This is a genomic window from Pseudorhodoferax sp. Leaf267 (assembly GCF_001422405.1).
Taxonomy (GTDB): Bacteria; Pseudomonadota; Gammaproteobacteria; order Burkholderiales; family Burkholderiaceae_C; genus Pseudorhodoferax.
Map to the genome: position 1 here is coordinate 145,499 of NZ_LMMV01000027.1, position 26,418 is coordinate 171,916.

20 protein-coding genes and 1 pseudogene are annotated in these 26,418 nt (G+C 58.0%); 12 read left to right on the forward strand and 9 right to left on the reverse strand.

The window, feature by feature from the left end:
* Nucleotides 1-95: 95 nt before the first annotated feature.
* From ASF43_RS28915 to ASF43_RS31090, 5 genes and pseudogenes are all read left to right on the forward strand, one after another.
* Nucleotides 96-1,031: pseudogene (locus ASF43_RS28915) on the forward strand (YifB family Mg chelatase-like AAA ATPase); the annotation flags it as partial.
* Between the two features lie 730 nt (nucleotides 1,032-1,761).
* A complete protein-coding gene (locus ASF43_RS31075) occupies nucleotides 1,762-2,970 on the forward strand; it encodes a site-specific integrase (RefSeq protein WP_156373563.1) in 1,209 nt (402 codons plus the stop codon).
* A gap of 553 nt (nucleotides 2,971-3,523) precedes the next feature.
* Complete coding sequence (locus tag ASF43_RS31080) at nucleotides 3,524-4,936, forward strand: hypothetical protein (RefSeq protein ID WP_156373564.1); 1,413 nt, start codon at nucleotides 3,524-3,526, stop codon at nucleotides 4,934-4,936.
* Between the two features lie 20 nt (nucleotides 4,937-4,956).
* Nucleotides 4,957-7,116: a hypothetical protein gene (locus ASF43_RS31085; RefSeq protein WP_156373565.1), complete on the forward strand. Its 2,160-nt coding sequence runs from the start codon at nucleotides 4,957-4,959 to the stop codon at nucleotides 7,114-7,116.
* A 4-nt stretch (nucleotides 7,117-7,120) separates the two neighbouring features.
* The gene (locus tag ASF43_RS31090) at nucleotides 7,121-7,603 is read left to right on the forward strand and encodes a hypothetical protein (protein WP_156373566.1); all 483 of its coding nucleotides are present in this window, start codon (nucleotides 7,121-7,123) and stop codon (nucleotides 7,601-7,603) included.
* A 158-nt stretch (nucleotides 7,604-7,761) separates the two neighbouring features.
* Here the strand turns inward: ASF43_RS31090 and ASF43_RS28920 are convergent, their stop codons facing one another.
* On the reverse strand, nucleotides 7,762-8,046 hold the full coding sequence (locus ASF43_RS28920) for an H-NS family nucleoid-associated regulatory protein (RefSeq protein WP_056189588.1): 285 nt from the start codon (nucleotides 8,044-8,046) through the stop codon (nucleotides 7,762-7,764).
* Nucleotides 8,047-9,253: 1,207 nt separating this feature from the next.
* Here ASF43_RS28920 and ASF43_RS30230 point away from each other — a divergent pair.
* The 6 genes from ASF43_RS30230 (at nucleotide 9,254) to ASF43_RS30235 (ending at nucleotide 16,790) form a co-directional block, all read left to right on the forward strand.
* Nucleotides 9,254-10,600 (forward strand): metallophosphoesterase, encoded by a 1,347-nt coding sequence (locus ASF43_RS30230; protein ID WP_082498236.1) that lies wholly within the window; start codon nucleotides 9,254-9,256, stop codon nucleotides 10,598-10,600.
* A 14-nt stretch (nucleotides 10,601-10,614) separates the two neighbouring features.
* Nucleotides 10,615-11,682, forward strand: a complete 1,068-nt coding sequence (locus ASF43_RS28940) for a GTPase-associated system all-helical protein GASH (protein ID WP_056189599.1) — start codon at nucleotides 10,615-10,617, stop codon at nucleotides 11,680-11,682.
* 5 nt (nucleotides 11,683-11,687) lie between these two features.
* Nucleotides 11,688-12,719, forward strand: coding sequence for a hypothetical protein (locus tag ASF43_RS31095; protein ID WP_156373567.1), 1,032 nt, complete (start codon nucleotides 11,688-11,690; stop codon nucleotides 12,717-12,719).
* Nucleotides 12,712-13,587: a hypothetical protein gene (locus tag ASF43_RS28950; protein WP_156373568.1), complete on the forward strand. Its 876-nt coding sequence runs from the start codon at nucleotides 12,712-12,714 to the stop codon at nucleotides 13,585-13,587. Before ASF43_RS31095 ends, ASF43_RS28950 begins: the two co-directional genes overlap by 8 nt.
* A 7-nt stretch (nucleotides 13,588-13,594) precedes the next feature.
* Nucleotides 13,595-15,652, forward strand: a complete 2,058-nt coding sequence (locus tag ASF43_RS31100) for a hypothetical protein (RefSeq protein ID WP_156373569.1) — start codon at nucleotides 13,595-13,597, stop codon at nucleotides 15,650-15,652.
* A gap of 112 nt (nucleotides 15,653-15,764) precedes the next feature.
* Complete coding sequence (locus tag ASF43_RS30235) at nucleotides 15,765-16,790, forward strand: DUF4365 domain-containing protein (protein ID WP_082498237.1); 1,026 nt, start codon at nucleotides 15,765-15,767, stop codon at nucleotides 16,788-16,790.
* Between the two features lie 285 nt (nucleotides 16,791-17,075).
* On the opposite strand, the gene ASF43_RS31105 is transcribed toward ASF43_RS30235, so the two are convergent.
* The 8 genes from ASF43_RS31105 to ASF43_RS31110 all read right to left on the reverse strand — a co-directional run bounded on the left by ASF43_RS31105 (nucleotide 17,076) and on the right by ASF43_RS31110 (nucleotide 25,881).
* Nucleotides 17,076-17,639 carry a hypothetical protein gene (locus ASF43_RS31105; RefSeq protein ID WP_156373570.1) on the reverse strand — a complete coding sequence of 188 codons (564 nt, stop codon included), beginning with the start codon at nucleotides 17,637-17,639 and terminating at the stop codon, nucleotides 17,076-17,078.
* 132 nt (nucleotides 17,640-17,771) lie between these two features.
* Nucleotides 17,772-20,435: a DUF2726 domain-containing protein gene (locus ASF43_RS28965; RefSeq protein ID WP_156373571.1), complete on the reverse strand. Its 2,664-nt coding sequence runs from the start codon at nucleotides 20,433-20,435 to the stop codon at nucleotides 17,772-17,774.
* Between the two features lie 459 nt (nucleotides 20,436-20,894).
* The gene (locus ASF43_RS28970) at nucleotides 20,895-21,680 is read right to left on the reverse strand and encodes an HNH endonuclease (protein ID WP_162241868.1); all 786 of its coding nucleotides are present in this window, start codon (nucleotides 21,678-21,680) and stop codon (nucleotides 20,895-20,897) included.
* 300 nt (nucleotides 21,681-21,980) lie between these two features.
* Complete coding sequence (locus ASF43_RS28975; protein WP_056189619.1) at nucleotides 21,981-22,235, reverse strand: hypothetical protein; 255 nt, start codon at nucleotides 22,233-22,235, stop codon at nucleotides 21,981-21,983.
* Nucleotides 22,232-22,933: an NIF family HAD-type phosphatase gene (locus ASF43_RS30240; protein ID WP_082498258.1), complete on the reverse strand. Its 702-nt coding sequence runs from the start codon at nucleotides 22,931-22,933 to the stop codon at nucleotides 22,232-22,234. The genes ASF43_RS28975 and ASF43_RS30240 overlap by 4 nt, the downstream gene beginning before the upstream one ends.
* Before the next feature lie 589 nt (nucleotides 22,934-23,522).
* The gene (locus ASF43_RS28985; RefSeq protein WP_200932630.1) at nucleotides 23,523-24,059 is read right to left on the reverse strand and encodes a hypothetical protein; all 537 of its coding nucleotides are present in this window, start codon (nucleotides 24,057-24,059) and stop codon (nucleotides 23,523-23,525) included.
* 47 nt (nucleotides 24,060-24,106) lie between these two features.
* A complete protein-coding gene (locus ASF43_RS28990; RefSeq protein ID WP_056189621.1) occupies nucleotides 24,107-24,976 on the reverse strand; it encodes a hypothetical protein in 870 nt (289 codons plus the stop codon).
* A 389-nt stretch (nucleotides 24,977-25,365) separates the two neighbouring features.
* Nucleotides 25,366-25,881: a hypothetical protein gene (locus tag ASF43_RS31110; RefSeq protein WP_156373572.1), complete on the reverse strand. Its 516-nt coding sequence runs from the start codon at nucleotides 25,879-25,881 to the stop codon at nucleotides 25,366-25,368.
* A 138-nt stretch (nucleotides 25,882-26,019) separates the two neighbouring features.
* On the opposite strand from ASF43_RS31110, the gene ASF43_RS28995 reads away from it, so the two are divergent.
* Nucleotides 26,020-26,259, forward strand: a complete 240-nt coding sequence (locus tag ASF43_RS28995; protein ID WP_056189624.1) for a helix-turn-helix domain-containing protein — start codon at nucleotides 26,020-26,022, stop codon at nucleotides 26,257-26,259.
* The last annotated feature ends 159 nt before the right edge of the window (nucleotides 26,260-26,418 follow it).

Below are 26,418 nucleotides of genomic sequence, written 5' to 3' on the forward strand. Positions count from 1 at the left end.
AGCATGTCGACACGCCGGCGCACCGGGCCGGTGCGTGGGTGGGCCGCGCAGGCGATGGGCGTGCACACCGCACCGAAATGGGGAAAGAACGATCGATGAGCCTGTCTTTGGTGCAAAGCCGCGTGTTGTTGGGGCTGGAAGCCGCCGCGGTCACCGTCGAGGTGCATCTGGCCAACGGCCTGCCCAGCTTCACGCTGGTGGGCCTGGCACACGTGGAGGTCAAGGAGGCGCGCGAGCGCGTGCGCTCCGCCATCCAGAACGCGGGCCTGGCCTTTCCACACAACAAGAAGATCACGGTGAACCTGGCGCCAGCCGACCTGCCCAAGGACTCGGGGCGCTTCGACCTGCCGATCGCGCTGGGCATCCTGGCGGCCAGCGGGCAGATCGACGGCACGCGGCTGGCCGGGCACGAGTTCGCCGGCGAGCTGTCGCTGTCGGGCGAACTGCGGCCCGTGCGCGGCGCGCTGGCCATGAGCCTGGCCTTGCACGCGCAGGGGGTGGCCGTGCGCCTGGTGCTGCCCCCGGGCAATGCCGAGGAAGCGGCGCTGGTGCCCAGCGCCCAGGTATACAGGGCCCGGCACCTGCTGGACGTGGTCGCGGCCATGCAGCCGCTGGCCGACGGCGAGCCCGCTGCAGCGCCCGGTGACGGCTGGACCGCGCTGGCGCCGACGCCCTTGCCCCCGCCCGCCGCCTACGCCGACCTGGCCGACGTCAAGGGCCAGGTGGCGGCCAAGCGCGCGCTGGAGATTGCCGCAGCCGGCGGCCACAGCGTGCTGCTGGTTGGTGCACCGGGCTCGGGCAAGTCCATGTTGGCGCAGCGGTTCGCGGGCCTGCTGCCGCCCATGACCACGGACGAGGCACTGCAAAGCGCTGCCGTTGCCAGCCTGGGCGGGCGCTTCACGATGGCGCAGTGGGCGATCCGCCCGACCTGCAGCCCGCACCACACGGCCAGCGCGCCGGCCCTGGTGGGCGGCGGCTCGCCGCCGCGCCCGGGCGAGATCTCACTGGCGCACCATGGCGTGCTGTTCCTCGTTATGTCGAACGCACACGCAGCACTAGCCGCTTGATCCGACTACGGGCGCGTGCTGTCGCTCTGCTTCCGGTATTGAACTGAATAAAAAAATAGTGGGGCAACCGAAGTGTGGGCAGCGCAGCTGTCCACACGGAGGGCGTCAGCAGCATCGGTGTGGTCAACCTGTGAACCCCGAAGGGGCTGTCCATAGGCGCGAGCCTGTGGGCAGACAGGTTGTCCATCACCCTCCACGGTCGGCGAGGGGAAGCGCACGCGACCAACACACAACCCAAGACTGCCTGCCTTCCTAGCTCCTGATCCGACAAGGCTATCCGCTGCTTCGACAGCCGTGATCAGCGGACGACTGCATGTTGGCCTGTCTTCCAGCATCGTCTTGCTCCCCTCCCCTACGAATCCACGCTCAAGGCCAAGGCTGTCAAGCACATGCGTGCGCGCGAACTCCGCGGGTTCACACACCGTCGCTGGCACTGCAACCACGCGTCATTACGTGACCTTCGTCGTAAAGCCCGTTCTCCAGCTGTTGTAAACACAGCATATTCGCATTTTGCGAATAAGTATGTCGCCTTCCAGAATGAAGTGTGGTCCTTCGTCCAAAAATCGAGTCCTATGAACTCTCAGTCAGGCACTCACTACCAGGGGGGCTTTTTGCAAGCAAGTACCCCGCTTGTGCCCACATCCCTTTCATCGTGGACAACCATGAGGTCTTTCATCGTCTAGCGAATTGGTACTTGATCGAACGCGCCCTTGGTGTATGGCACCCCAAAACTCACCTAGACGGGAACGCACCACGAATTCCTTCGCCAATTTCTCTGAAAAACTACGCGGAATGGCTAGTTAATTTTCTTGAATGGGCGGAGCTTCGCTCGGTGAGCATTTACACATGCAGGTATGAGGAGGACATTAAATACCGCTACGAAGCTGAAATGCTTAGTGGAATATGGTCCCGCAAGGGAGAGCCACTGGCCCCTAGGACTATAAACGCCCGGGTGGATCATGCCTGCTATTTCTTAGTGTGGATGCATGACCATGACCTTCGTGGCAGCCCAAACATTCCTTATAAAACAGTCAGTCTCGTCAGGGCCTCGAGCACAAATATATTCTCAACCAAACCAATTAAGGTTGTTGTTCGTCAAGGACGACTGAAAACAAAGACAAAGGCCATCCGAATGCCCAGCGACGATGCCTTGAGCATTTGGCTCGCGGCAGTCTACAAAAGGTTTGGCCACACCTACGGACTGATATGCGAAAGCATTCTGTGCACCGCTATGCGCGCAGAAGAAATTCTGTCGCTAGATGAGAACTGTATTGATAAAGACCCATCGAAATGGTTCATCGTGAATCCAACTCGACCAGTCGAAGACCAGCAAATCAAAATAGCAATCTCCAGAGGAGTCAAAGGAGCATGGGGCGGAAACACCGACGACAGAGTAAAGGTCGGACCTGAAAGAGACATTCTCATTCCTCTTTCGCTTGCGTACGCGTGGCACGATTACCGGAGAAAAGAACGAATGAAAGCTTTCGCACACTGGATGCGCAATGCGCCCCAAGGGAGGCGAAAAGAACACGCAAGCAAAGCAGCTTGCCTTTTCCTTCAGGATGGAAGCGGTGCGAAGATTACCCGGTCGCGTCTTTACTATAGATGGAAAACAATCACTCCACCCGTGCCAGGATGGTCCATTCATGACGGCAGGAATTGGTGGGCATGTGCCAAGCTCTGGCGAGCTCTGAGCCATGCCGGACTGGTCAATTCACTCGCCGAACCATACGAGGGCGCGCGAAACGCCTATGCAAAGGATGTAATCCGCCTTGAGATTATCCCTCAATTAGGTCACGTTGATGAGGACACCGTCGATGCATATCTTAAGTGGCTTACAGCGATGGTCTCTACTCCTGTGAAGCTCAAGCCTCAATTTCGATCACCCCACAATGTCAATTAGGCAACGGACCTCGAAGGATCATCTTCGAGAATTAGCGCCAACACTCAAAGCAGCACAGACGCCTAAAGCTCTAGATATACCCGACGATCCATTGCGCTTTTTCACCCGGCATTCAACGAAGTCGTGCCTAGTTGATCTCACTCCCCTATCAACCGGGCAGTCAGAAAACCCCAACGGCGAGGCTGGCACATGGGCGGGGCCCTTCGCAGGGCGCCCCAACCTCATCTTGGAATTGGCACCGGCACTTCGCGACCGACTGATGCCACTCGCGGAGAAGAGTGTCGCGGCTTATATCAATGCACTTAGGGCATGGTGGAGAGTCATGGATCGTGCGGAGGCCGCCGGCGAAGTTCCCTGCAACTCAGTACGACAGCTAAGCGACATCCATAAACAACTAGCTTACGACCAAAGAATGCGACGAACGCCCTTCACGCTGTTTCTCGCAGTAGTGAAAGTTGTCAGACAAGCACTTGGTCTTAAGCCGTTGTTTTGGCCTTCCCCCGAGGACCCCACGCCATCCAGAAATCTTCCCCCACGATGGCAAGCAGACCATTTGCGCCATGCCCTCAAGCGATCTTGGTATGCCGTGGTAGACCGCTGGAGAAACGTGGATTTTATTCGGTCGACCCCTACAACACTAAATGACGAGCAGGAGCGTTTATGGAAAAACTATAACCTTTACCGATGCACACAAATCCAGCAGAGGAACGTGCGTCCAGATCATAGCTCGATTACGAAAGGCTTCCGCTCGAACAATGCGTTCTACAACGCCGGCTTCAGCGTCAGCGAAATGATGAAGGGATTTTTCCCCGACGGAGATGATATTAGAACAGCGTTCCTCCTGTGCTTATCTTACACAGGATGGAACCCGGCGGTTCTGCTCAGCCTAGACGTCCGGGATCAATTTCTTGAAGATCACCCCAAAGACCCCGAACGCTACATCCTTCGCGGCGTGAAAGCCAAAGCGGACGACACCGAAGTCACAGCAGAGGGCCTATACAAGACAGAGGCTGGTCCAGCTTTCATCATCGACCTGCTCATTAGTAAGACTGCCCCGTTGCGACGGCAGTTGAAGCGACAACTTAGAGGCGTTCATGCCCAGCTGGCTGAGGCAACAGACGTCGATGCAGTTTTTAAGCTAACGGAGAGGGCTGCTCAGCTTGCGCGTGGGATCAGTTCCGTTTGGCTTTATGCAAATCCAAACCACTCTGAAATTCAATGGCTAGATGACAACAATTTCGTTCAAGCTGGACGAAGAAATTTCTTGCAACGCCTTATCGAGAGACTAAATCTTCGCCAACCAGTCGAACGCAGATTGGTGCAAATGGATGCGACTGACTTCCGAGACCTATATGCCGAGAACGCATACAGGGCCAGTGGGGGGTCAATCTTGGCAGTGCAAAGGGTCCTCCACCACAGAAGAATAAGAACGTCCGGCATCTACGTGGACAACAATATGGTCAGATCAGAGAACCAAATCAGGTTTCTGAAACTTACAAATGGCATCTGGAACGAAGTCGAGATTAACGGACAAATTGATCCAACGGTACTGGCAAAAATCTCTAGGACTGGGGAAATCACGTCCGAGGAAAGAGCCAGACTACAAGACTACCGCGATCTCCAGAAGACCAGAATGGGAACAAGGTGCACGGACCCAGGGAACCCCCCTCCACATATTGACCCAACCTTTAAGCCGGGCGACGGCAAGCTCTGCGGAGTGCAGCGTTGCATGCTGTGCTTAGAACATGCGATTATTGTTGAAGAGAGCCTAGATGGTCTAGCGATGCGCTGCGCCAATCTTCGAAAGAAGCGTGACACGATGAGCTTCTCCGCGTTCATGGCATCCTCGTTTAGCATAGAGCTAAAAAATACAGAGCTTGCTCTTTCATTATTCGACCCCAAAACGGTCGATCAGAAACTGATCGAATATGCTGAAGTCGCGGCGACCTGCGGCGATTTTTACTAGATCGAATTACGCGAGAACATATGAATCCTGCGACTCGTCTTACCGAGGATGTTCTGCCGGACACCGTGACAAGAAATTCCATCGGCTTCACGACAGATAAGTCCACGCTGCTGGATGCACCGGTGGAGCGGCTGCTTCAGTTGAAAGACGTTTTTGGCCACGGACAGGCCTTCGATGTGTGGGAAACGCCAGAAATGTGGCTACCCCCTAGCAGCAGACTCGCTCATCGGCGCTCCTCCAACTTGCGAAGTCGAATCACCTCGTACATCAGCGTGCTCCCGCCAGAAGCCAGCATTGATTTTCTTGACCAAGTGGTACTGCTAGGGACACGTTATCTCTTAATGCTACGCGTCGGACCTGCCAGCCTCGGAATGCGAAGCCGGTTTAACTCTCTCGACGCTTCTACTATTTCTGGGATGGCGTACAAGGCCCTCCCTGAGCTTTTGGCCTTCGGCTGCACATCCACAATTCAAAGCTCCGACTACTCTGGTGCGAATGTGCTGCAGTACGTCGACGTTGCCGCTCTCCGGACCAGGGGAGACAACTCGGCAGCGGAGATGCTTAAGGAAATCGAGCGGATGAAGATGCTGCATCAACGTGGCCTTTGGCTTGAAGTACCGGAGGAGCGTAAGGCAGGCATTGTTCCGCTTCTGAACTCAGCTGCACCGATAACGAACCGCACCAAGGATTCCGATCCGCACCTTCCGCTACCAGATAGCTACACGGCGCAGATGGGCTCTAGCAGCCTCTGGTTAAGCAACAATATATCGGATTGCTTGGTTGAAGTGTGCCAATTGATAGGCAAACAATGGGATGCCTTCTTTTTACGAAACGGCCGCCCACCGTCGAGATGCGTTGAAGGACGAATCTTCCGAAAAGTTCTCAAGCATTACAAATGGACTGATGCTGCAGGAAAGCCAATCTCGGAGCTTCCGTTTTTCTACAGGCCTCCCAAAGAAGGGCATATACAAATTAGGGCGAATGCGCGTCGGGAAAATAGCCTTGGCCCTGCTTGGACACCAAAGAACCTACGAGAACTTAAACACCTTATCGGGACCGTTCAGACCGCCCACTATTTTATTGTAGGACTAAGCATCGGACCTCGCGCGTCCGAGGCGCTGAGTCTCGAAAGAAACTGCGTACGCTACAGCCCGCGTGGAACGCCGTTCGCAACGGGTTTGACTTTCAAGCTGGTTGAGAACTTCGAAGGAGAGGAGCGTGACTGGCCAATTCCGGATGCTGCGGTCACCGCGGTTGAACGTCAGTCTCGCCTTATACGCGCAGCGGAGAGCCTCCTTGGCGCCGTGGAGTGGGGGATTGCGACAGGGGAAGTCAGAGAAGAAGCCAATCTTTGGGGCCAGATCGGCGCTCAGTCCCGCGATTCGACTGAGCCCCTGGTCCGAATCAATGCGCGGCTCCAGAATTATGCATTGACGCTCGGCATGGACGTTAATCCCGGCGGACAGAATATCCGATCACATCGTTTCCGAAAGACGCTCGCTAGGCTTGTCGCATTAGCATTGACTCAATCCCCAGAAATTCTGAAGGATATTTTCGGCCACAAGTCGATTGATATGACCCTTTACTACATTCTGAGCGATCCATCGTTAAGAGCCGAAATCGAGACTGTCACGAGAGAGCTTCGCGTATTGATGGCAAAGACTGCGGTGGAGAAAATGCTTGCAACGGAAGTGGAGCAGACCACTTCAGGCTTTGGCGGCTACGGCGGTCGCGCGGCGGCAACGATTTCATCATCCATAGAGGTTCATCGGGCCCGGCTGCATCGCAGAGGAAAAGACTGGGGTAGCGAGACCGCTTATGAATTGGCGGAGCTCCTCACTATGAAGGGCGATTCCTGGGAATGCGTTCGACCAGGTGTGATCTGCACCAAACTGCCGGGGGAAGTTGGCATCTGTAACCTGAAAAGGGGACGCCCGGATGCGTCACGATGTGGAAGCGATTGCGATCATCGCTTGGAAGAGGATTTCCTGCGTGTTGATGTGGACGGTGCAATCAAAGCATGCATTACCAACTTCAACAAGTGTGAGGCGGAAGGCGAGCATCTAGTTGCAGCACATTGGGCGATGCAAATTCGGTCCCATGTGCCTAGATTGTCAGACCTGCAAGCCAAATGGCTGAGCGATCCGACTGTTAGCCGCGTGATGTCGACAGCTGACTAGCCAAATGTCTGGTGTTCAATCTAAAACTGCTGCTGCTCGGAGAGCAAAGTCCAAGTCTGACGACGAGGTGCGCCTGCGTAACCGTAGAGCCCTATTGTCAGCAGCCGAAGCGATGGTCAGCGAACGAGACGCTAATGGCGGTGTTTACCCGCACCACAATGGCGAAATGACAATGCTGGAGGTTTGTGCGCGAGCTGGTCTTAGCAAAGGAACGATCTACAAGTCCGCATACAGAGATTTACGCGACCCAATAAAAGATTGTTGGGCGCCGTCAGTTGAGCAAGAAGTCGCGAGAACTCCGAGCAAGCGCAAGTCAGATCGCGAGCGCGCTAAGGAGTTGGAAGAGAAGTATGATGCGGCACTGGACCGGCTTCGAATAGTTGAGCTGGAAATTCTGGAGTTAAGGATCAAACTAGGCGAGGGTGAGGGAAAAAATCCGCTCCAACCCGAGGACGGCAACTTGGTCTGGCTGCATCCAAGAAGCTGAGTAGCGTCAAATCTGCTTTGCCCGTTCGCTAGACAGCGTCTTTGATTCGAAAGATGAGGCCAGCCCTAATGCATTCGCCGACACCTCAGTCGAACGGAAAATACCGGCCCAACGAAATGCTCACGGCGACACCGCTTCAGGCGGCTACGCAACCTTAGTCAGGAAATCAAGAATTCCTGTCGGTCCTTGCCCTCAATCCACTTCGGCGGCTTGCCGCGGCCGGTCCAAGTAGCGCCGGTGGCAGCGTCGCGATACTTAGGGGCAACTTTCTGGCCGGCAGTAGTTGCCTTGGGCTTGCCGAATACATCGGCCTCGGTCAACTGGTACTCCGTGACGATTGCTCGCACCTTTTCAATTGCAGCTTGGTTCTCAGTCCTGCGCAGTTCTTCGATCTGGGCGTCGAGAGCCTCGCGTTGCTGAAGGAGTTCTTTGTAAGTCGTCATCTGTGCAGTTGCCGTTTTATTGAAAGATGGCGATTTTGCCCTCTTTTCACACTCAGCAGCAACGACTCCCGATGATGCCTGTAACGTTGCGGCAAGAAGGAGGTACGCAGGCATCGCTGAAATTTCTGGATGTCGGCGTGCCTAGCCACGTCGTCGCTATTTGCGTTCGGGCACGGAACTGGCGCACCTAAGCCGACACCAACCATGGTCACTAATCTTGTTAGCGATGTCGCCCCACTACCGTGAAAACATCCTGGCGCTGGCAACGAAAACGCATCCAACAGTTGCAAACTGAGGCGCAAGGTAAAGCCCTACGCCGAATGCTGCTAATGCTGCTCCCAAGGTGACGTAGCAAAACCGCTCGCGAGCCTTTATAGGTAACAGCCTCAGTACCGCCGCGATGACATGTTCGCGGTTGGGCAATTCTGCGGAATGCGTGCCAGCTTGGTCGCTGGGCCCTTCATGCCGTCGCAACATGGCCTTCTGACATGCTCGTCTGGCCCGCGAGGGGCGCGGCTTCTCCTCGTTTGATCGCTTCACCATATGACTCCGTGCTTCCCGGCGTTCCCGATACCTGGTAGGTGCCGCCCCCGGTTGAGGACTGCCAATCAAATGCTACGGAGGGGAGTTTTTCATGCTTGGTACGGCTGTCAGGCACCCGGTCCTGGCGTCCAACGCTGGGGTTTGACCCGTGGTTGTAAGCCCGCAGTCTGTCCAGACCGTGCCGCTTGACAAAGCGAAGTGCTAGCGCCAACGGCATGCTGAATCACGAGCCGACCCGCACTCCTGGTCAGGGGCGACTCCGACACGGATACCCGCGTGGGTCCACATCGCAGGCGGAGACCGAGCTCGCCAACCGGAACTTGAATTGCCCGGGACAAGGCCCCGAAGAGCCAGCCATCGCTCGTGGTGGGAGCCCCCTCTGGCGTTTCCCACCGTCCCTGCGCTAGAAGTGGTGGCGGATGCCTACCGAGTAGGAAGTCGGATCAGACCCGGGTGACTGAAGGCTGCTCTGATGCACTTTTGAAGGCGTCAGCATTGAGTTAGTCGGCTCCATGACCACTGCGGGGCTACCACCTGAAGTCAGCCCACTGCCAGCACTGCAAGTGCCCTGCAGCCCACACGCCCTTATGTCGATCATGCTGCCTGTAAGGTGACAGTAGCGCGTCCGGAGTAGCTAGCTGTTACGGATAGTTAAGATCGTGCAATGCGTCTACTGCACCTGTCCGACATTCATTTCCGTGAACCGGATTGCCTGAGCGCACGCGGCGACCGTGACGTCCCGTACCGAACCCGACTGGAGGCCGACCTTGCTGAGCTTTGTCATGAAGACCAGACGCCGGTCGATGTCATCCTTGTAGGGGGTGACATCGCCTTCAAGGGACATCCTGACGAGTACAAGGCAGCGAAGACATGGTTGTTGCGCATTGCGGAAATCTGCGGCTGCAAGGTCGAGGGCATCCTCACTGTGCCCGGAAACCATGATGTTGACCGAGCCATCTGCGAGGAGGTGGATGTCTCCAACGCCCAGGAGGCAATCGCCAAGGAGGTTGGGTTGGCCAATCGAGACTGGCAGTTATCCAGACAACTCCGCCATGGCCCATCCGCGGAAGCGCTTTTCAAACCTCTGTCGGCATACAACGACTTCGCCGCGCAGTTCGGGTGCAGCGTTTTTCCCGAACTTCCTTCCTGGGAGAAGGACCTGAAACTTGACGGTGGCGTGACACTCCGCGTATCTGGTCTGACCTCGGTACTGATTTCTGGCCTCGGCGGAAGGGACAACGCGCCCGGCAAGCTCTTTCTCGGTACCAACCAGATCGTGTTGAATCCGCAGGAGGGTGTGCTCCACTTGGTACTGAGTCATCATCCTCCGTCATGGTTCTCGGATGCGGCCGAAGCTGAGAACGTCATCAACGCGCGCGCAAAACTGCAGTTCTTCGGTCATGAGCATGACCAGCGCTGCCTGCGCCCACCAGAGTTCTTCCGGTTTCTGGCCGGCGCGGTTAACCCTGACCGACAGGAACCGCGGTGGAACCCTGGGTACAACTTGGTGGACCTGCAGGTGGATGGCGTCGGGCTTGAACGCGCTGTCCAAGTGCACGCTCGGCTCCGGCATTTCCAACAAGCGCCGAACGAGTTGTTTGTCCCACTACTCACACAGGATCGTGAAGAAGTCTGGAAGCTTCGCCTCAAGGTCCCACAGTTGCCAACCTTTGGAGCAGGTCCAGCCGCGAAGAAGGCCCCACCGCAAGCCGAGACAGCAGTTGCTACAGCAGCTCATACTGCCATGGAGGCGGTCGCGCGCGAAGTGCCCCCCTCACCCCCGACGGAGGCCGATGTGACAGAACCGTCCACGGACAATCTCGTCTTTAGATTCTGGCAGCTTAGCGGCAGCCAGATGCGCGACATCGCTCTTGAACTCGGCCTTATAACCAAGGCCGATCTAAAGGTGCCGCCGCACCAGCGTTACCACAGCGCGTTGAAGCTCGCGAGGGAAAAGGGGCTGCTTGTCGAGCTGGCCAAGGAAATCGAGAAGCGCGAGAAATGCGCCTGAACCAAGGGGAATAAGTGCAGAAGCAGTTTTCTGGCTGGTACGCCAGCATGTCATTCCAACAGGATGCGGAGCTGACTGAAAAGCGCTTCGCAGCGATTGAGAGTCATGTCGAAGGGGTCACAACTTCCGGCCTCTCCTTGCTGGCCAGGCTTGCGTTTCGCTTGAACCCCCAGATGGGCTCGCCCGAAGTCGCGGCGCTCCGCCAGAAGCTCGCGGGCAACGCCACCCAGCCAGGCGATGACGAACTCACAATGCTTTCGGCGTCAGCGCTGGCAGTGGCCTTGGGGTCCAACGACGACGCCATCGCCGCACTCACAGCGACCGTTGTAACTTGCATGTCGTGCGGAGGGCTACGCCATCTCGAACAGCCGATGGACCTCGTTGGAATGGCAGGCAACGTTCTACGAAGGCTGTCGGAGACTGCGCGGCGGCGGCCCTCTTTAGAGCAAACAAAGTTCTCATCCCCCACTGTCGATAAGAACGACGAAGTTTTGGCCCAGGCATTGCAGACGGGGGACATGTCGAAGGTTGCCCAGGCCATTGCGACATTGACAAACAAGGCTCTCTCGTCCATGGCACGCCGTCAGCGGGAGTTCGAGGGCGCCATTCAGAAGTACGTCAATATTCAAGACGAGGAGCTCGACATCCTCTGGTGGCTAGAGGGTAACCACAGCTTCGATCTAGCTCTCGATTTTCCAGAGGTGGCTTCTGAGCACCTCGCATTGGCTATGGCCAAGGAACTAGGGGGCCTGACCAAAGTTCTGCCGGGCCCTCCTGCACTATCGTCTCTGCTGTCTCGGACCGGTTTGATGGCTGAGCCCCCCCAGTCGCTTCCCGACGCCATCCAACGCATGCCGCGCGAGTGGCTCGACAAGTCTGTCGAAGGACTGGTGACGGACCGCATCTCACCAGCGTTGACCCCGATCCTCTTTGCCCTGCAGCGCCGACACGAGGTCCATGGAGAAGACCAATGGATTGCCGCTTGGTGCACTACGACCGGCTTGTCGCGCGCGGCCCAGCTAGCGCCCCTCCAACTCGCGGTCGCCGCTTACCGCGAGTTCACGCTTGCAAGGCTCGGATAGTTGATATGGCAGACGAGGAAGAAGCGCCAGTACAGTGCGACAACCCCGAGTGCAACGTCGCCAAGGATCACCGCTGCATAGAAGGTCTGGAACTAACGACTTGCACTCACTACGGCAAGGCTCTTGTCATTGTCGATAGGCCGAAATGGAGCTCGGCTCCCACGCCGCCGCCTGGCGTGCACCTTCCCGGTGCTGAAGCGCTGTCGCGAACAGATGCGCAGCTTTTGCTGCGCAGTCAGCCATGCAACGTCATCGCTCTGGTGGGACCTTTCGATTCTGGCAAGACCAGCCTTGTTGCCGGCGTCTATGACCTCTTCCAGCACGGGCCAGTCGGCGAATTTGCATTTGCTGGATCATCCACCTCGCATTCATTCGAGCGCGCGTGCCACGACTCACGTCGAGCATCGAGGCGCAATAAGCCAAAGATGGAACGCACGCAGACTGGTGACGCAACGTACTTCCATCTCGACCTTGTCGCATCCGGTTGTCCCGACAAGCGAGCGGCATTATTTGCGAACCGGTCTGGCGAGGAGTACACCGATTCGCAGAGCGAGCCAGCGTTGGCTCGCGACTTCGTTGAGCTGCATCGAGCTGATGTACTGACCATCTTGGCGGACGGCCACAACCTGCTCGACACGGGGCTCCGCCATCAGGTGCGCGATGACGTCTGCCTGACCCTTCAAGCATTCGTCGAAGCGGGAGCCACGCGCCCTTGGCAACGGCTTGCGGTTGTCCTGACCAAGCTGGATGCGGTGCTGAAAGATGAAGCCAAGACCGGGCGCACTCTTCAGTTCTTCGAGAGTGTGTTGCGTGACGTGCAGGACCAGTTCTCTAAGAACTTCGTCGAGATTCAGTCATTCCGCGTTGCAGCCTCTCCGCAGTCGCGCAGCGCAGCGCGCGGCGCTGGCATGGTTGATCTTCTGAGGTACTGGATGTCTGCGCCAGCCCGCCTTCAGCCGACCAAGATACCAGCCGTGATTCCGGTAGCTGCGCGCTCCTTCGGCCGACTACCACTGCGCGTGAATCGCCATGACTAAGGCAATCGTTGCGATGGGCCTCCCAGAGTCGGGAAAGACCACTTTCCTCGCCGCCTTGTGGCACCTTCTCACCAACAAGAAGGTGCAGGCGCAATTGAGCCTAGAAAAACTGGCAGCCGAGGAAGCTGCCTATCTGCGTGAAATCGCTATACGGTGGGCTCAGGCCAAGAAGCAGGAGCGAACGCGAACTTCCGGAAATAGGACGGTCAAACTCACCTTGAGGTCGGGCAACGGCGAGGTCTTCGACCTTAGGTTTCCTGACATTGCCGGTGAGGCCTTTTCCGAAATATGGGAGAGGAGGGAATGCACTCCTGCTATTACTGAGGCATTGCGTGCCGCCGGCGTGCTGTTGTTCATCCACGTCGACAAGATCAAATCGCCTGGCTGGATCGCGGATGACAACGCACTTGCGGAGGAAATCGGTGATGTTCCAGAGGACGTTCCAAATGAGGAAGGGGACGATGTGTCTGTGCCCTGGAAAGCCGAAGACTCGCCCACCCAAGTTCAGCTCGTGGACCTGCTGCGCTGCTTGCAAGCGCCGCCGTTGGACGTCGGCGCCCGGAGAATTGCAGTCGTGCTTTCAGCATGGGACAAGGTCGAGGACGAAGATGTACCGCCAGAGCAGTTTCTGGAGCTCCATCTGCCGTTGCTCCATCAATACCTGGCCCACGGGCTAAGCGCTGGCTGGGAGAAGCGCATCTTCGGCGTAAGTGCTCAAGGTGCCGACTACGACGACATGAACGGAGCGCCTACTGCTGACGCCGACAGGATGCGGGACATGGAGGTACCTTCGCAACGCATCAAGGTAGTAGTCGAAGGCGGAACCTCCCATGATCTTACCGAGCCGGTCAACTGGCTCTTGGGATGACGCTGTTGTGACGGTCAAAGTTCACCAGGCGCTGCACGGCTACTCCCACGGCCATCGGCAACTGGCTTGTTCGGTCACTCTTCCGACCAAGGACGCCAGGCTGATGCTCGTGATGAGCGATGTATCCGGGCCTGGCGTCGCGTCGTTAGGATTGCCGTACCTGACCGGCTATCCGCTGACTGAATCAGGCCTGTATGCCCTAGCCAGAACCTGGCCCGCCCCTGAAATGTCACGGCCGGGATGCGTATGGACGCACACGCTGCTCATCGGCTTCGCTGACCTCGCGACATTGTTAACGCCATCAGCTATTGCGGAGTTCTTTGAGCGGCCGACGATGAAGGGCCCACTCGACGCCTTCTCTGCCGATTTTTTGGTCAAGACGCAGGACCACATTGTCGGCCCCTCGCTTTCTTCCGAGGCGACCTCTTGGTTTGCAAGGCTCGCAGGTGCTGTGTATGAGCATCCTGACGTGCCGGTTTGGGCACGTCGAGCCGAAGGTGAGGACATTGAAGACGCTGTCTTACGGCTGTGGGATCAACAGTGGCCGCGGCTCAGGAGGTCCTTCCGGTTTTGCACGCTGACGTCGCGCGACCGATCCCAAGATGGCATGCCCTTCGACCTGCAGCTAACCTCTGGCAGCGAGTCAAGTTCGCATCTGCGCTTCTCATCCACTGTGGAGGGATTCGAAGCAAGTTCAGAGTCGACTGGCCCGTGGCTCGATGACCTAGTGCACGACGCCCGATTCCCGCATGCCTCAACGCTGCGACCGTTCCTGAGGAAGTTGGGCGCTGACATGCTTGGTGGCCGTGAGGCAATGCGTCCCTTCTGCAGTCTTCATGCTGCGCTAGAGGCAACCGATGCGGTTGGCGTCTCTGAGGCGGTTGCGCGCGTTGAAGCGTCCCCGGTGCTCGCCACGTCGGACCTGGTGAAGTCCATCGTCGTACAAGCAGCGATGCCAAACCTCACGGAGATGAAGGGTCAGGTGTTGGACTTCGTCATCGAGAATGTTTCGCTACTTCCTGGGGACTCTGTCAGCAGAACTCAAGGTCAGCTGGCAAAGATGCTTTGGGAGCGTGACCCAAGACGGCTTTTGGAATTGAGCAGCGACTCACGCCAAGGAGTTCGCGAGGCAATCCGAGCAGGGGCAGCGGCGATCCCAGTGGATGCAGTGATAGAGAAGCTCCCAGAGGTCAGCGACTTCGCGGAGCTTCTTTTGACACTCCTTCCTGCCACGGCTGAGGCTCCGGAGTTTTGGAGCAGCACAAACTTGCCGCCGTCTCTTGCAACACGAGCTGGCGTTGACCTCTCAGACGACGCCGTTCTACGGGCAATGATGCTTGGGCTGCGAGCGACTTCCTCGATCTATGCTGCGGTTCATGCTGTGGGTCCGCTTGCATCGCTCGATTGCATCCAACGCTTGCTTGCCTCGTCGCAATTCCGGGATCGCGCCCTCCCTTGGCTTAGAGCCGTGTGCGCGGACACCAACCTAGTGGCGGAGTTCCTGGCCAGGGGGGCCGCGCCCACCGCAGAGTTGTTATTGTTGCTGGCAGACAACCTTGAGCCTGATGCCGTTCCGAACGACCTAGGCGCCGACCCTTGGTACACAGCACTGGAGACGCTCGTCAACGCAGGCGGCGACGTTCCATTTGAGTTGCAGGTCTTCGCATTTCGGCGAGCGCTGGGGCGGCGCTCACGCAGCGTTGGGGAGCTTCTCGAACTCGTCTTCGAGCCGCTGCACCAAACCGCCGAACAAGGGGCCTTCCCTGAGGATCAATGGCGGCGGCTTGAGGTCGCCTTGCCATGGACGCCCTTCTGGCAGCAATGGGACCGAGCGATCAGGCTGCGTCGTGCCGCTGCGCGGAAGTGCTTCGAACTAGACCTTGACGCTGAGACATTGACCAACCTGGTCCGTTCCGACGAGCTGTTTCTTCAGTTAATGGAAGAGATTTGGGAGATTTGGGGGGGCCTGAGATACCTTCGTACGGTGAGCAGTTCACTCGACCGCTACTCCCCCCGCGGCCGATTGCTCAGGCAGTTTCTTAAGCGACGCTCAGCACTGACCTAAGCGTCCGATGAAGCAAAACCTTCCGGAGTAAATCAATAGCATCAGCACTGCTGACGCCTCCCATATCAAAACTTAGGCTTTGCTTTTCCGCAATCAAGAATCATAAAGACCCGTGACCTCTGAGAGCAATCGAATATCGGCTGCAAGCACAGCATTCGTGGATCGCGTGTGCCGAGCCTGGGGCTGGTCGTGGAACGTCGTTGATCAATCTGACGATGATGGTCTCGATGGAATAATTTATCTTCGCAAGCTCAATGTCAATGAAGAAAATCCCAATGATCGAAGATCATGGACGCACTCATTCACGGGCGGCATCATTAGCGTGCAGGTCAAAAGCGGGGCGAGTTATGTCGTGCGCTCCGGGGTCGAGACAGTCGAACTGCGGATAAAGAAATTGGCTGAAAAGAGGGAGTTCTGGACAAAATCCCCCCTGCCCGTTGCACTTGTTTACGTTTTGGATGGTCCCGAGGCGGCCCCAAATCAAGCGTACTGGGTGGACCTGAAGGTTGCAACCAGCTATACGGCGGCGGGCACCATTCTGATACCAAAGAAGAACCGCTTTCAGCCGGGAGTGGAGTGCCGCGCCCCATTCTCCCGACTTGCGAGCGGCCAACTTAGACGGCTCGCATTAGACCGGGTGGATATGACGCTGCCAGGAGCCCTGCCTTCGAAATTAGATTTCAGACTCCCCCTTAAGAAGGCTGCCAGAGAATTTTACAAGCAATGGAGAGAGAATCCCCCATCCATTGCTGGGTTAGGCCCCATCACTGTAAACCGAACAGGCTGGGCCCACATTACGCGGCAAGGCCGCCCCGTCAGCCGAGTCTTAAACAGTTTCGAACTTCTGCCAGCGGCAGCCAGACTTCTATCTGAGGTAAAATCTTGGAAGGTCCTTCGCCGCAGCAACGCTGTCCGTGTCCTAGATTCCCATTCATGGGAGGTGTATGACTATCTAGGAGTATCGGCAATCGTGAAATGGCCAGCCCGAACCGCCTCGGAAGTAATGGTTATTCTCCGGCGAAGAACCACTTATATCGACAATAAAATTATGTCGAATGGCTCTACAGGTACCGTTTTCACCAAACAAGAAGTCTGGTTTTACTCCGTATACGAGCCAGGGCGGCGTCGAAATTGTTGACCGGTGCAGCACCTTCAGTCTGATCCTGACACGCCAAGTCCTGACGGACTCGACGCCGGCGGGCTAAATGGAGCCCTGTAACGCGTGTGCACCGATCAACAACAGTGTAACCGACATACATCTTTGCGACTGGCCTGCACTGCAACTCATCACCTGCTCATGCCCAAAACTGCACTCGCGGCAAATCACAAGAGCGAGCCGCTATCCGAGTAACGAACCAGGCCGCCATCAAGCTCAGGTCCCGGACATACACGACATGGAGAGTCGAGCTGAGCCGCCGTAGAGTCAAGGCACCAACCGATACAAGCGGGACACCAGAGCGGTGTGTTTCCCTCGTACTGCTGGCAGCTTGTAGACGGTCGCTTGCAGCCTAGTTTGAAAGGCCGCCAAAACTTCGTCATCCAGCAGGCTGGAGGTTGCGGCAATGGCTTGCGACAGCGACTTGGAATTCGTCTGCTTGTAGAACTTCTCAATCAGGCGTGGGTAAATGTAAGGCTGCTCCGACCGCAAATCACGAACGGCAATTAGCCAGAGGAACCATGAGGAATCGCCGCGACGAAGCTCATCGTGGACCGCCTTCGAAGCAGAGTTCCAGCCCTTGCTGTTGTAGGAAAAATTTGTGGAGGGTGCGAATGACTCGATGACCTCATGAAGATCGCCTTCGACGTGGTACTTCGCCTCGACATGCTGGCCATTGACTTTGATGTCATAGCGACGGTGCTTCACAGTGACCTCGCGGGTGGAGTCGACGCCCTGTTGCCGAAGGGATGCCGACAAGTATGTGCAGATGAGGCCCTCGTGCTTCAGTTCGGGAACCCAGTCCAGCGCTTGTTTGATGCAGTCACGCATCTGCTCTCGAGCAAAGGCGCATTTGAACAGTCGGGGGAGTGAGAGAGACGGTTTCATGAGGCCCGATGTGCTTCACTGGCGGGGGCTGTAGAAGCTTTTCAACGCGGCAACCATACCGTGCCGGCCGCAGTATCAGCCGACTACGGACAGATTTTCCAGAAGCCGACGTGCTTGGTCATACCCGGGCAAGTCAGCGCGCAGACTACGCACTAGCTCGTCCACATGCTCGGCCACCTGAGCACGGACAGTGCTTTCGGACGGGCTGCCTACCGGTCGGAGGCGCATGAAGGGGACACCCGCGGCAGCGAACAGCCGATCCTTCTTCTCGTCATTTTTCTGCTGCCGCTCCGTGTCGTGCCATACCGAGTCAACCTCGATTGCTAGCATTGGAAGGTAGGTTGTAGACGACACCACCACGATGTCGACGCTCGCTCGCAGGTAGTAGCCAAAATCATCGTCGTTCACCAGCTCCTTCATCCGCTCGTAGGCCATGAGGCTCTGCAGCGAGCAATTTGGAAAGACGAGGTGGTTGGGGCACAGTTGCACCAACACTTGGTAGATGGTGAACTCGCGCTGACTGTTGAACACCTGCTTGATCGCGCTGGTTCCCTGAGCGCGAACGATCCTGCCGACGACCGCATGTTGTGACTCACGCTCGAGCAGCGGTGCTATGTGCGGGTTGATGCGAAAGCTGTGGTCCGTCACGAGCAGCATGCCTAGTTCCACCAGCTTGCTGTAGTGACGTTGCGCCCACGCCATCTCCATGCCTGCATACTCGGCGACCTCTGCCAGCCCGTTATAGCTGTTGATGCTGGCGAACACGCTGAGCAGCTTGCGGGCGGGCGCCGTCAGCGACGGCCACCGATTGACCGCGGTACGTTCGAACTGGTCCTGTCGGTTGAGAAGGCTTGCCCGTGCTTTTGCGTCGGCCAGAAGTTCTCGCACAAGGTCGGCCCGGCGTGACGTTTTCGCGTTCTCGTCCAGGATTTCGACGAGGTCCTGGACTCGCCTGGCCTCCGCCCGGGACCACAGCAGCTTCGCGTTCTTGACCGCTACCTCTGGCACGTCCTTGGCTGAGTCGATGTTGACGAGGTAGTAGCGCAGAGCCTCGGAGGGGTCGCCAGCAACTTGCTCCAGATAACCAAGTTGGAACGACTCGCCTTTTGCGAGCAGGTCGGCGCTGAACGCTCGAGCGAGGTCAACGGCTCGGCGGCGCACGTCATCGCTGACGTGTGAAAGAGCTTGAAAGATCGGCGCAACAACATCGCGCCACAGCCGTTCGGCACGCTCATCCATCGCGCCACGCCTCGGGACGAGTTGGCCCAACGCCTCGAGGACCCGGCCCGCACCAACATCGTCAAGGTCTTCGCCCGCCAGTTCGCCCGTGTAGTAGTTGTATGGCACGGGCTCGTCGGCATCCACTGCTCGCCGCAGGGCGTCAAGCAGTAGGCGCATACGTCCAGCGACACCTTGAACCACGCACGCCGCCGCGAACTGAAACGAAAGGCTTTGCACACACAGCCAAGGCAGGCCTGGCATGTTTTCGTCGCCGTTCTGCTCGTTCTCCAGAGGAGCGTACTCGGTACTGGCAACAAATATCCGGTACAGGCTGCAAAGCTCGTCGAATCTCGAAAACTGCTCCGGGGAGCCCTCATACAGCCGAAGCAGCAAGTCGCCTACCGAAGCCATTCGAAGGCCGTTGGCTCCGATGTCCAGTTCGCGCGGCCCTTCGGACAACTGCACTGTCACGCTCTCACCCAGTGAGTCTGGACTGTCGTTGGCGAACCGCATCAAAGCTCGGACGCCCTCCGCCAGGTATCCATCCGTTATCGCAGGGGGCACCACAAGGCTCGCCACGACCAATCGCAAGCCCTCGCAGGCATCACAGATGAAGGGCTCTTGGTAGCGCTCCAGCACGCCCGGCAGCTCCTCGAACGACGTGTGTTCGAGCTCCCACATGAACGCCCAGGCATTTGGTGTCAGGTGTTGATAAGCACCTCCCCGCGGGTCGTCCCGCGGCAATCCACGCAAGTCAGTCTGCAAGGGGGAGGGCAACGCAAACACCGCATCACCTACCCGGCCGTAGTCCCAAGGGTCCGCCATCCGCAGGTCGAGGTCGAGCCGCAGCACTTTTATGAACGCGCGGCCCTCTTCATCAAGAGCGCCCCCTGCTTCCGCAGACGCGTAGACCTCACTGAGCGGCAAAGTCATATCTGGCAAGGATTCGAGCAACGCGCGTTGCTCCGAGGTCACCTCCTCGTCGTCTTCGTCTCTGGCATTCATCAGCCTCAGCGCTCGGTCTCGGAGCTTCAGAATCCAACCAACGTTAGTTATCTCCATGCACGCCCGCGTCAAGCGGTTGAACACTTGCAGGTTGTCTTCCACCGACCAACGGCGAGTTGCCAAATACAGGTCGAACTGCGGCAGGGTGTGGAAGGCGTCCACTCGCTCAGCCAACTCCTCAAGGGCCTGTTCAAGCTCCTCGCGAACCTCTTTGGTCAGGCTGTGAACCGATTCTGTCCCCGGTGGATGGAGCGCGAGAGTCTTGACGCGCAGCAGCCAAATGGCGGCTCTCGGCCGGTCTTCCACATGAACCGATGTCATCGGGAGCCGCCCCATCTCCAGAACCTTGGCCCAGTCTTGCCCTTCCACGTGTCCACGAACCAACGATTCCAGGTCCGACATCCGATGCAGCGGCTGCGCGGACGCAGGTAGATTCAGAGCGTCATCGACCACCCTCACGGCTTGTCTTGCATTTGCGCCAAGCGCCTGCTTCTTCTTGGACTTCTTGGTCACAGCTGTCGCCTTCTCTCCAGGCGGAGGCGACTGTGCCTCCCTTGTTGTCGTCCACCCCTGATGCCGAGTCCAAATTGGGAACTAGGTTCTTCAAGGATGCCCGGCGCGCCCATCAGAACTGGTGACGGAACGCAGCGCGCAGCCACAAGCTTAAGCGTTAACGAGCTGGAGCACGACCGCATGCCGGGATGCTAGCCCTTGCCGCACTGAGGGTGTCGGGCGAGCACCACCGGAGGTCCCGCTTCGGTCGTGGTCGATAACCACCTGCTGCAGACCGTGTAGACCCGGTCTCGGCCAACTGCTGCCAGTTGCGAACGACTGCTGACAGTCATCGAGCTCTCAAAGTGTCCCAATCCTGCTTGGCTGGTGGTTTCCGCTGTGAAGAGATGACCCGCACCGGCGCAGGTCACTATTCTGATAGTCCCGCGACAGAGGTCCGGCGGCGAGAAAGCGGACCGATCAAAAAGGTCTAGCGTTTGGCCACGTGAACTGGTCGACGATGGTCACAGGCTTCGCGCCTCGCGCCAGGTTGCACGGTGCGCACAGGATTCGAAAATTCGTTGGGTCGTTACCTCCACTGTGCGCCAACGCAATGACGTGATCGACGTGGGGCGATTCTGCGCTGCCAAGAGCTGCAGCGACCGGGCGACCGCATTCGTGACAAAGTCCGGTTTCGCGCGCCAGGAGGTTGCTCATCAACCATGCAGGCAGTCGGCTAACACGCGGAAGCCGTCCGTCGGCCACTAAGCGTTTGTCGTCGGTCACCCTCAGCGGGCGGATCGTCGCGGCAAGTCGCTCGTTGAAGGCTGACAAGATTGCCCGCATCCGCCATGCGATGGCGAACGCGTCATCGACTATGAAATAGAGACCGCGAGCAAAAAGTTCGGCGTGCTTGTCACGAGCAGCCCTAAACGCGTCTGGGTCTTCCGTGGCGAACTCCGAAGGCATCGGTATTCGCATCTCCTGGAATGTGATCGCTAGAAAGTCGCGGGCCTCGGGCAGCAAATCTGCTGCGAACTCAAGGTCATCGTAAGCCACATACCAACTGTTGTAAGCCAAGTCATAGAGAACTCTGTGAAGCGCCGTCTGCGGCAGCGGCTCTGCCGCAGCCAACGCGTAATCGAGTAGCGGCACATCTTCGAACATCAACCTTTCGTTCATGTCCAGAGGATTGCCGTAAACGTACCTGTGCAAGGAGTCGAGAAGCTGTGTCGCCGCAGCGGTACGCACTTGCGAACGTGTCAACCTGTGTCTCATAAAAACGTAGAGTCGAGCCGGATCGGCGAGTTTGCCCGACTTTGGCTGCGTGTCGGCGGCGGTTCTGCCGGAAACCGTTAGACGCCATAGGTGGCTACAAACCGATGGTGTGCCAGTTGATGGTGGCGTACCAAAATGACATCTGCGGAGTTGGTGTCAGTTCAGCGCTGGTGCATTCGCCAGAATCTGATCCTCACCCTTGACTGCCGTGCTGCCCGGCGACTGCAACACGTCATTGAGCGGCGACGACGATAGCCCGATCTGTTTTGTGCGTCGGAAGACCATACCTCATTGCGCGTCAAGGTTCTGCGCCTGCAATGCTAAGTCCAGCAGCTTGCCTTTCTCGCTGTAGTAACGCGGCATCCGCCACTCGGCGATGAGTTCGAAAGAGAGAACGAAGTCGGCAAGCTTCAGGGCATTGAGGCGTTCCAGCAAGAACGGCGTTTCCGATTCCAGCGAGATGACTAGATCGGCCAATACCATAGCGGCCTCAGCGCGCGGGTTCTCTTCGATCCGCTTACGAGCGTGCTTGAGGCCAGTCATGCAGGTCCTTCAACAAGGGGGACGGTGGCTGGCCCATTTCGATTGAAGCCGATCCGCTTGCGCAGCTCATGCAGAACACGAACCAGCTCGACGTCATCATCACCTGGCGGTTCGAAACCCTGAATCGGTACCCATTGCTCCCGTTGAGACGGCTGGACATACAGCTCAACGTCATCCACAAGCAACACCTCCTCGATCTTCGCCAACGGGACGAAGGAGAGGTCTTTCCGGGGCCCTGACCACGCAACGTACTCGACGGATGCAAACCATGTCGGAGCGTGCCGCTCGCGCACGAGCAGCTCAGCGATAGAGCGGAACCGAGATTCGCTGACGGTCGTGAACATGACGATGCGTTGGACCAGGTCTTGGCAGCCGGTGAGGAAGTCGAAGAGATGCGGCCGCGGAAACTGCGACACGGCGCTGCTGATGAGCGTGCCCTCCAGGTCGAGCGCGATAACAAGAACTTTTGAGCTGTGCGCACTGGGGATGACCACTGGCTGGAGCGTCGCGCCAATGGGAGCATCATCAGGCCCGGCCGGTACGAACGTGGCGCTTGGCGCTCTGCATCGAAAGCAGCGGTAGTACCGTTCCTGTTGCTCTTGCGAGCCACCATCTGACACCACTGTCACCGGCACGGAAACATGAACCCAGCCGCATTCTGGGCATCTGACTTCTGCGTAGTGCGAAGGGGTATTCATACGCATCCCCTGGTCACTCCCGGCCGATTCAAACTGGGCGGCATCGCCAGCAGCCCAGCCGGGCGCGGACGGATGCGAATGTTTTCGAATCGTTCGTTACGAAGAAGCTCAGCGAGTCCGTCTCGGCCAGCAGCCAAGCTCAAGTACGCCCACCTGGCCTTTCGCCCAGGCAAGGTGCTTCGAGCACGCAACCAGTGAAGAAGCCATATTCCCGACACGAAGAAACTGCTCGCGTCACACCAGCCCGCGACCGCTTCGTCCACCTGCCCGATGAGTCTTGCCAAGCCTACAAGCTTCTCTGCATCGCACAGCGGTAGCGCCTCCGAACCTACTGCGGAACCGGAAAGCTGGAGCCAGCGCGCGATCAATTTGGGGGAGGTTCCCATCGCCACTGCCAGCGCAAAAACGCATTCCGCAGGACAGCTCGCGGGCATCAGCAACTCCAGAATTTCGCTCGTCGGTGTCCGATACAGTGCTTGTCGCATCCTCGGCCCGGTCATGAGTTCCATCCAGCGGATTTGATCCTGGGCTGTGAACTCAGTCGGTTCTTCGGCCTCCCGAGGAGCCCTGTCAGTGACCGGCCGTGCCATCACCGCGCTGTGCCTCGTGCGCCCCTTGGGACCTGCGGCATGACCTTGCTGCAGGCCTCCGCCCAAGTAGAGACCCGGGTCAGGCGCTTGTCGATGATCGTCCGGTCTTGAGGGCCGAAGAGGTACCTGTGCTGCACCACGCCTTCCATGTGCCGCAGCACGTCCTCGCGGTCGTCCACAAAATGGGTCAGGCCAAGCTCGGCGCAGTGGGTTGCCTTATCCCGCCGCTCCAGGCAAAAGCGGACGTTCTCGCGCCGGATGTTTGTGCGCTGGTAGAAGTTGTGATGGTCGAGCCATTTTCGTGTTCGCTCTTGCACCCTTGGACCAGCCTTCGAAACTAACCAGACAGCCCGCTCGAATCTCTGGACGATCACTGGGACGCACTCAAACATTCCAGGGTGGGGAGGCGTGGAAAGTGCGTCTTTCAATGACCCGCCGATGAACGACGTATCGTCGCTGCCGTTGTCGCACGGTGCTATGAGGACGCGGCCGATGTCCAGGCCTAGCCGGGGCTCAGGAACGTGGATCGGACTCATCGCATCAGGTCCTCGCCGACAACATTCAATCTCGAGTGCGACATGTCTCAATCTGCAGTAGTGCTCTGAGGCTTCGAACCTCGCCTGGGCCCTTGAGCTAGCAGTAGCTCGTCGTCGTAGAGGCCCAGCTTGGTGGAAGCTTCCATCATTTGCTTCAGGCCTCGGGCCTGCCTCCTTTTCATCGCCGCCCGATGTTCGAGAACTGCGCTTCTCGACACGCGCTCGTCCCCAAACTGCGTCGTTCGAATGACATCCAACGCACCAGCATTGACGAGCTTGCGGATCGCGGTCCGAGAAACATGCAGCAGTCGCGATGCCTCGCGTAGATCAATCACATCGTCAATACAGCTCGGTCTCTGCCCCCCCTCGCCGACGCGGGGGTCCATCGGCGCGGTCAATCCGTTCGGATCATCCATTTCGATGGAGTGCGCAGAGTTGAACCGGGCACGCAACGCAATGGCGTCAGCAAGCGCATGGTGTCGTCGGAGGCCGCGTGACCGTTCGAGTTCTGCCCAGCAGGCATCTGCGGCCAGCGCTGCATCCGCATCGCCGAGCAGGTAGGCTACGTGAACCGCCTCGAAACCGAAACGGGGAGACAGCGACGCCGAATCGACGAGCTCTTCGAAGGCAAGTCGGTCGACATGGAAGTCGTAGCAAAGTTCGATACGCTCTCCTTCGAAACGGCGGAGCCATTCGACCAAGGCGCTCCGGATCGTCTCCTGGCTTCCGCGGAGGCCCAGACCCTTGTTGAGTTGCGGCAGTACGTGCTCGACAACGAAGTCGTTCTCCGATGCGTCGACTGCGGTCTCCAGCTCGCCGTAGAACTCTTCGCCCAACGGCCCACACATGCCGATGCTGAGCAGCATGTGCGAATCGCCCGGAAGCGGCAGAAACTCTGCATCAACAAACAGGTACATGTTGAGCTTTCACTTCACCTGCAACCGGAGGATTGCCAGGTCTACAACCGTTGGGATTGGTCCCGACTTTCGTTCCGGCTCCATGAGCGGATGAAACTCGACAGAGAGCCTCAGTTCGAAGGCGACGTCGCAGAAGAGCCCGAACCCAACGTCATCGTCTCCGTGAAGGATTCTTGCCATCACGGTTCTGCTAACGCCTGCGCGCCAGGCGATGGTTGCGGCGTTCCAAGGTGTTTCTCGAAGACGTGCGCGAATCGTCCGAGCGAGATAGCGGTTCCGCGCCATAGAAGCCTCCGAACGATGAACAGATTTAACCGCCACGGTCGAGGGCCACCAGCCGTCCTATGAGGACGAGGTCCAACGGTTGCCCGACTTTCGGAGCATGCATCTCAGGGCGCTCCGTCCGTGCCGCGGCTCGCCTCTGCACCCTCTCGCAACGAGACCCCCGCAGTCGGGGCATCGGCTCGTTGACGTCCTATTGCATCCGCAATCGCTTGGTGGAAGTGCGCATTCGCGCTAACAACCACTGGTGGGACTACCGCCTGCGGCAACGCGACTTTCGCGACTGAGACTAGGGATGCAATTTGGTTGGCTGGGACGGCAGGCGCATCCGGACAGAAATCCAGTCCCTCGTGATCTCTGAACACTGCCACGGAGGCCTCACCCAGCATCCCCACCAGCACCTCGGACACGCGACGCATGTTCCAGCTTTCGCCCTCAATGACAAAGCATTCAATACTCACCGGCGGGTTCTCGTTGGCCGCGAGGGCCCCAGCCAACTCTAAGCCGCTGTCGGCACTCATGGTCTGCAGATGCGCATCGAGTCCGTTGTTGTTCAGAGTGGTCGCCACGATCCAAGGCTTGGTGCTCTCTGGCCACCTGAATGCGGCCGAGGACACTTCCATGATCGACTGCGACAGGCTTAAGCAATGCATCGTTACGAGGAGGTCCGCGCCAAATTGAGATGTATAAGCAGTATATGTTTAAACCGTAGATTTTTACGCTGTAGACGTTTAGTATGAAGTTGTAGAGGCTTGGCCTCTATGAAGAAGAAGAATGTGGCGCGGACGCTCCTGGCGCTGAACGTGCGCCGAATGCGCCAAGAGGCCGGACTCTCTCAGGAACGGCTTGCTGCGGAGTGCGGCTTTCACCGTACCTACATCAGCCAGGTGGAGAGGGAGGTCTCGAACATCACCATCGACAACCTGGATCGCATAGCCGCGTACTTTGACGTCGAAGCAGCCAAGCTGCTGGAGATGCCTCAGGGCCGCGTGACACCCTGATACGAACTGCCGCTCGTGACATTGGCCGCCAAGTGACCGGCGTGGGTACGTTTGGAAGGCGCCAGCTTGTCTGCGGTTCCAAGCGTCCGGCCGCCGTTCATCGCGCGGGCACTTTGCCTGGTCAAGAGAGCGCTTCATTGTTGGACGGCTGGCCCCTCG

What these genes read in the sequence shown, in the direction of transcription:
- ASF43_RS31085 (WP_156373565.1), top strand. Translation starts at nt 4,957, where the DNA reads ATGAATCCTGCGACTCGTCTTACCGAGGATGTTCTGCCGGACACCGTG.
- ASF43_RS28920 (WP_056189588.1), bottom strand. Translation starts at nt 8,046, where the DNA reads ATGACGACTTACAAAGAACTCCTTCAGCAACGCGAGGCTCTCGACGCC.
- ASF43_RS28985 (WP_200932630.1), bottom strand. Translation starts at nt 24,059, where the DNA reads ATGAGTCCGATCCACGTTCCTGAGCCCCGGCTAGGCCTGGACATCGGC.
- ASF43_RS28950 (WP_156373568.1), top strand. Translation starts at nt 12,712, where the DNA reads ATGACTAAGGCAATCGTTGCGATGGGCCTCCCAGAGTCGGGAAAGACC.
- ASF43_RS31090 (WP_156373566.1), top strand. Translation starts at nt 7,121, where the DNA reads ATGTCTGGTGTTCAATCTAAAACTGCTGCTGCTCGGAGAGCAAAGTCC.
- ASF43_RS31110 (WP_156373572.1), bottom strand. Translation starts at nt 25,881, where the DNA reads ATGGAAGTGTCCTCGGCCGCATTCAGGTGGCCAGAGAGCACCAAGCCT.
- ASF43_RS28990 (WP_056189621.1), bottom strand. Translation starts at nt 24,976, where the DNA reads ATGTACCTGTTTGTTGATGCAGAGTTTCTGCCGCTTCCGGGCGATTCG.
- ASF43_RS31095 (WP_156373567.1), top strand. Translation starts at nt 11,688, where the DNA reads ATGGCAGACGAGGAAGAAGCGCCAGTACAGTGCGACAACCCCGAGTGC.
- ASF43_RS28995 (WP_056189624.1), top strand. Translation starts at nt 26,020, where the DNA reads ATGAAGAAGAAGAATGTGGCGCGGACGCTCCTGGCGCTGAACGTGCGC.
- ASF43_RS30230 (WP_082498236.1), top strand. Translation starts at nt 9,254, where the DNA reads ATGCGTCTACTGCACCTGTCCGACATTCATTTCCGTGAACCGGATTGC.
- ASF43_RS31105 (WP_156373570.1), bottom strand. Translation starts at nt 17,639, where the DNA reads ATGCGTGACTGCATCAAACAAGCGCTGGACTGGGTTCCCGAACTGAAG.
- ASF43_RS30240 (WP_082498258.1), bottom strand. Translation starts at nt 22,933, where the DNA reads ATGAATACCCCTTCGCACTACGCAGAAGTCAGATGCCCAGAATGCGGC.
- ASF43_RS28975 (WP_056189619.1), bottom strand. Translation starts at nt 22,235, where the DNA reads ATGACTGGCCTCAAGCACGCTCGTAAGCGGATCGAAGAGAACCCGCGC.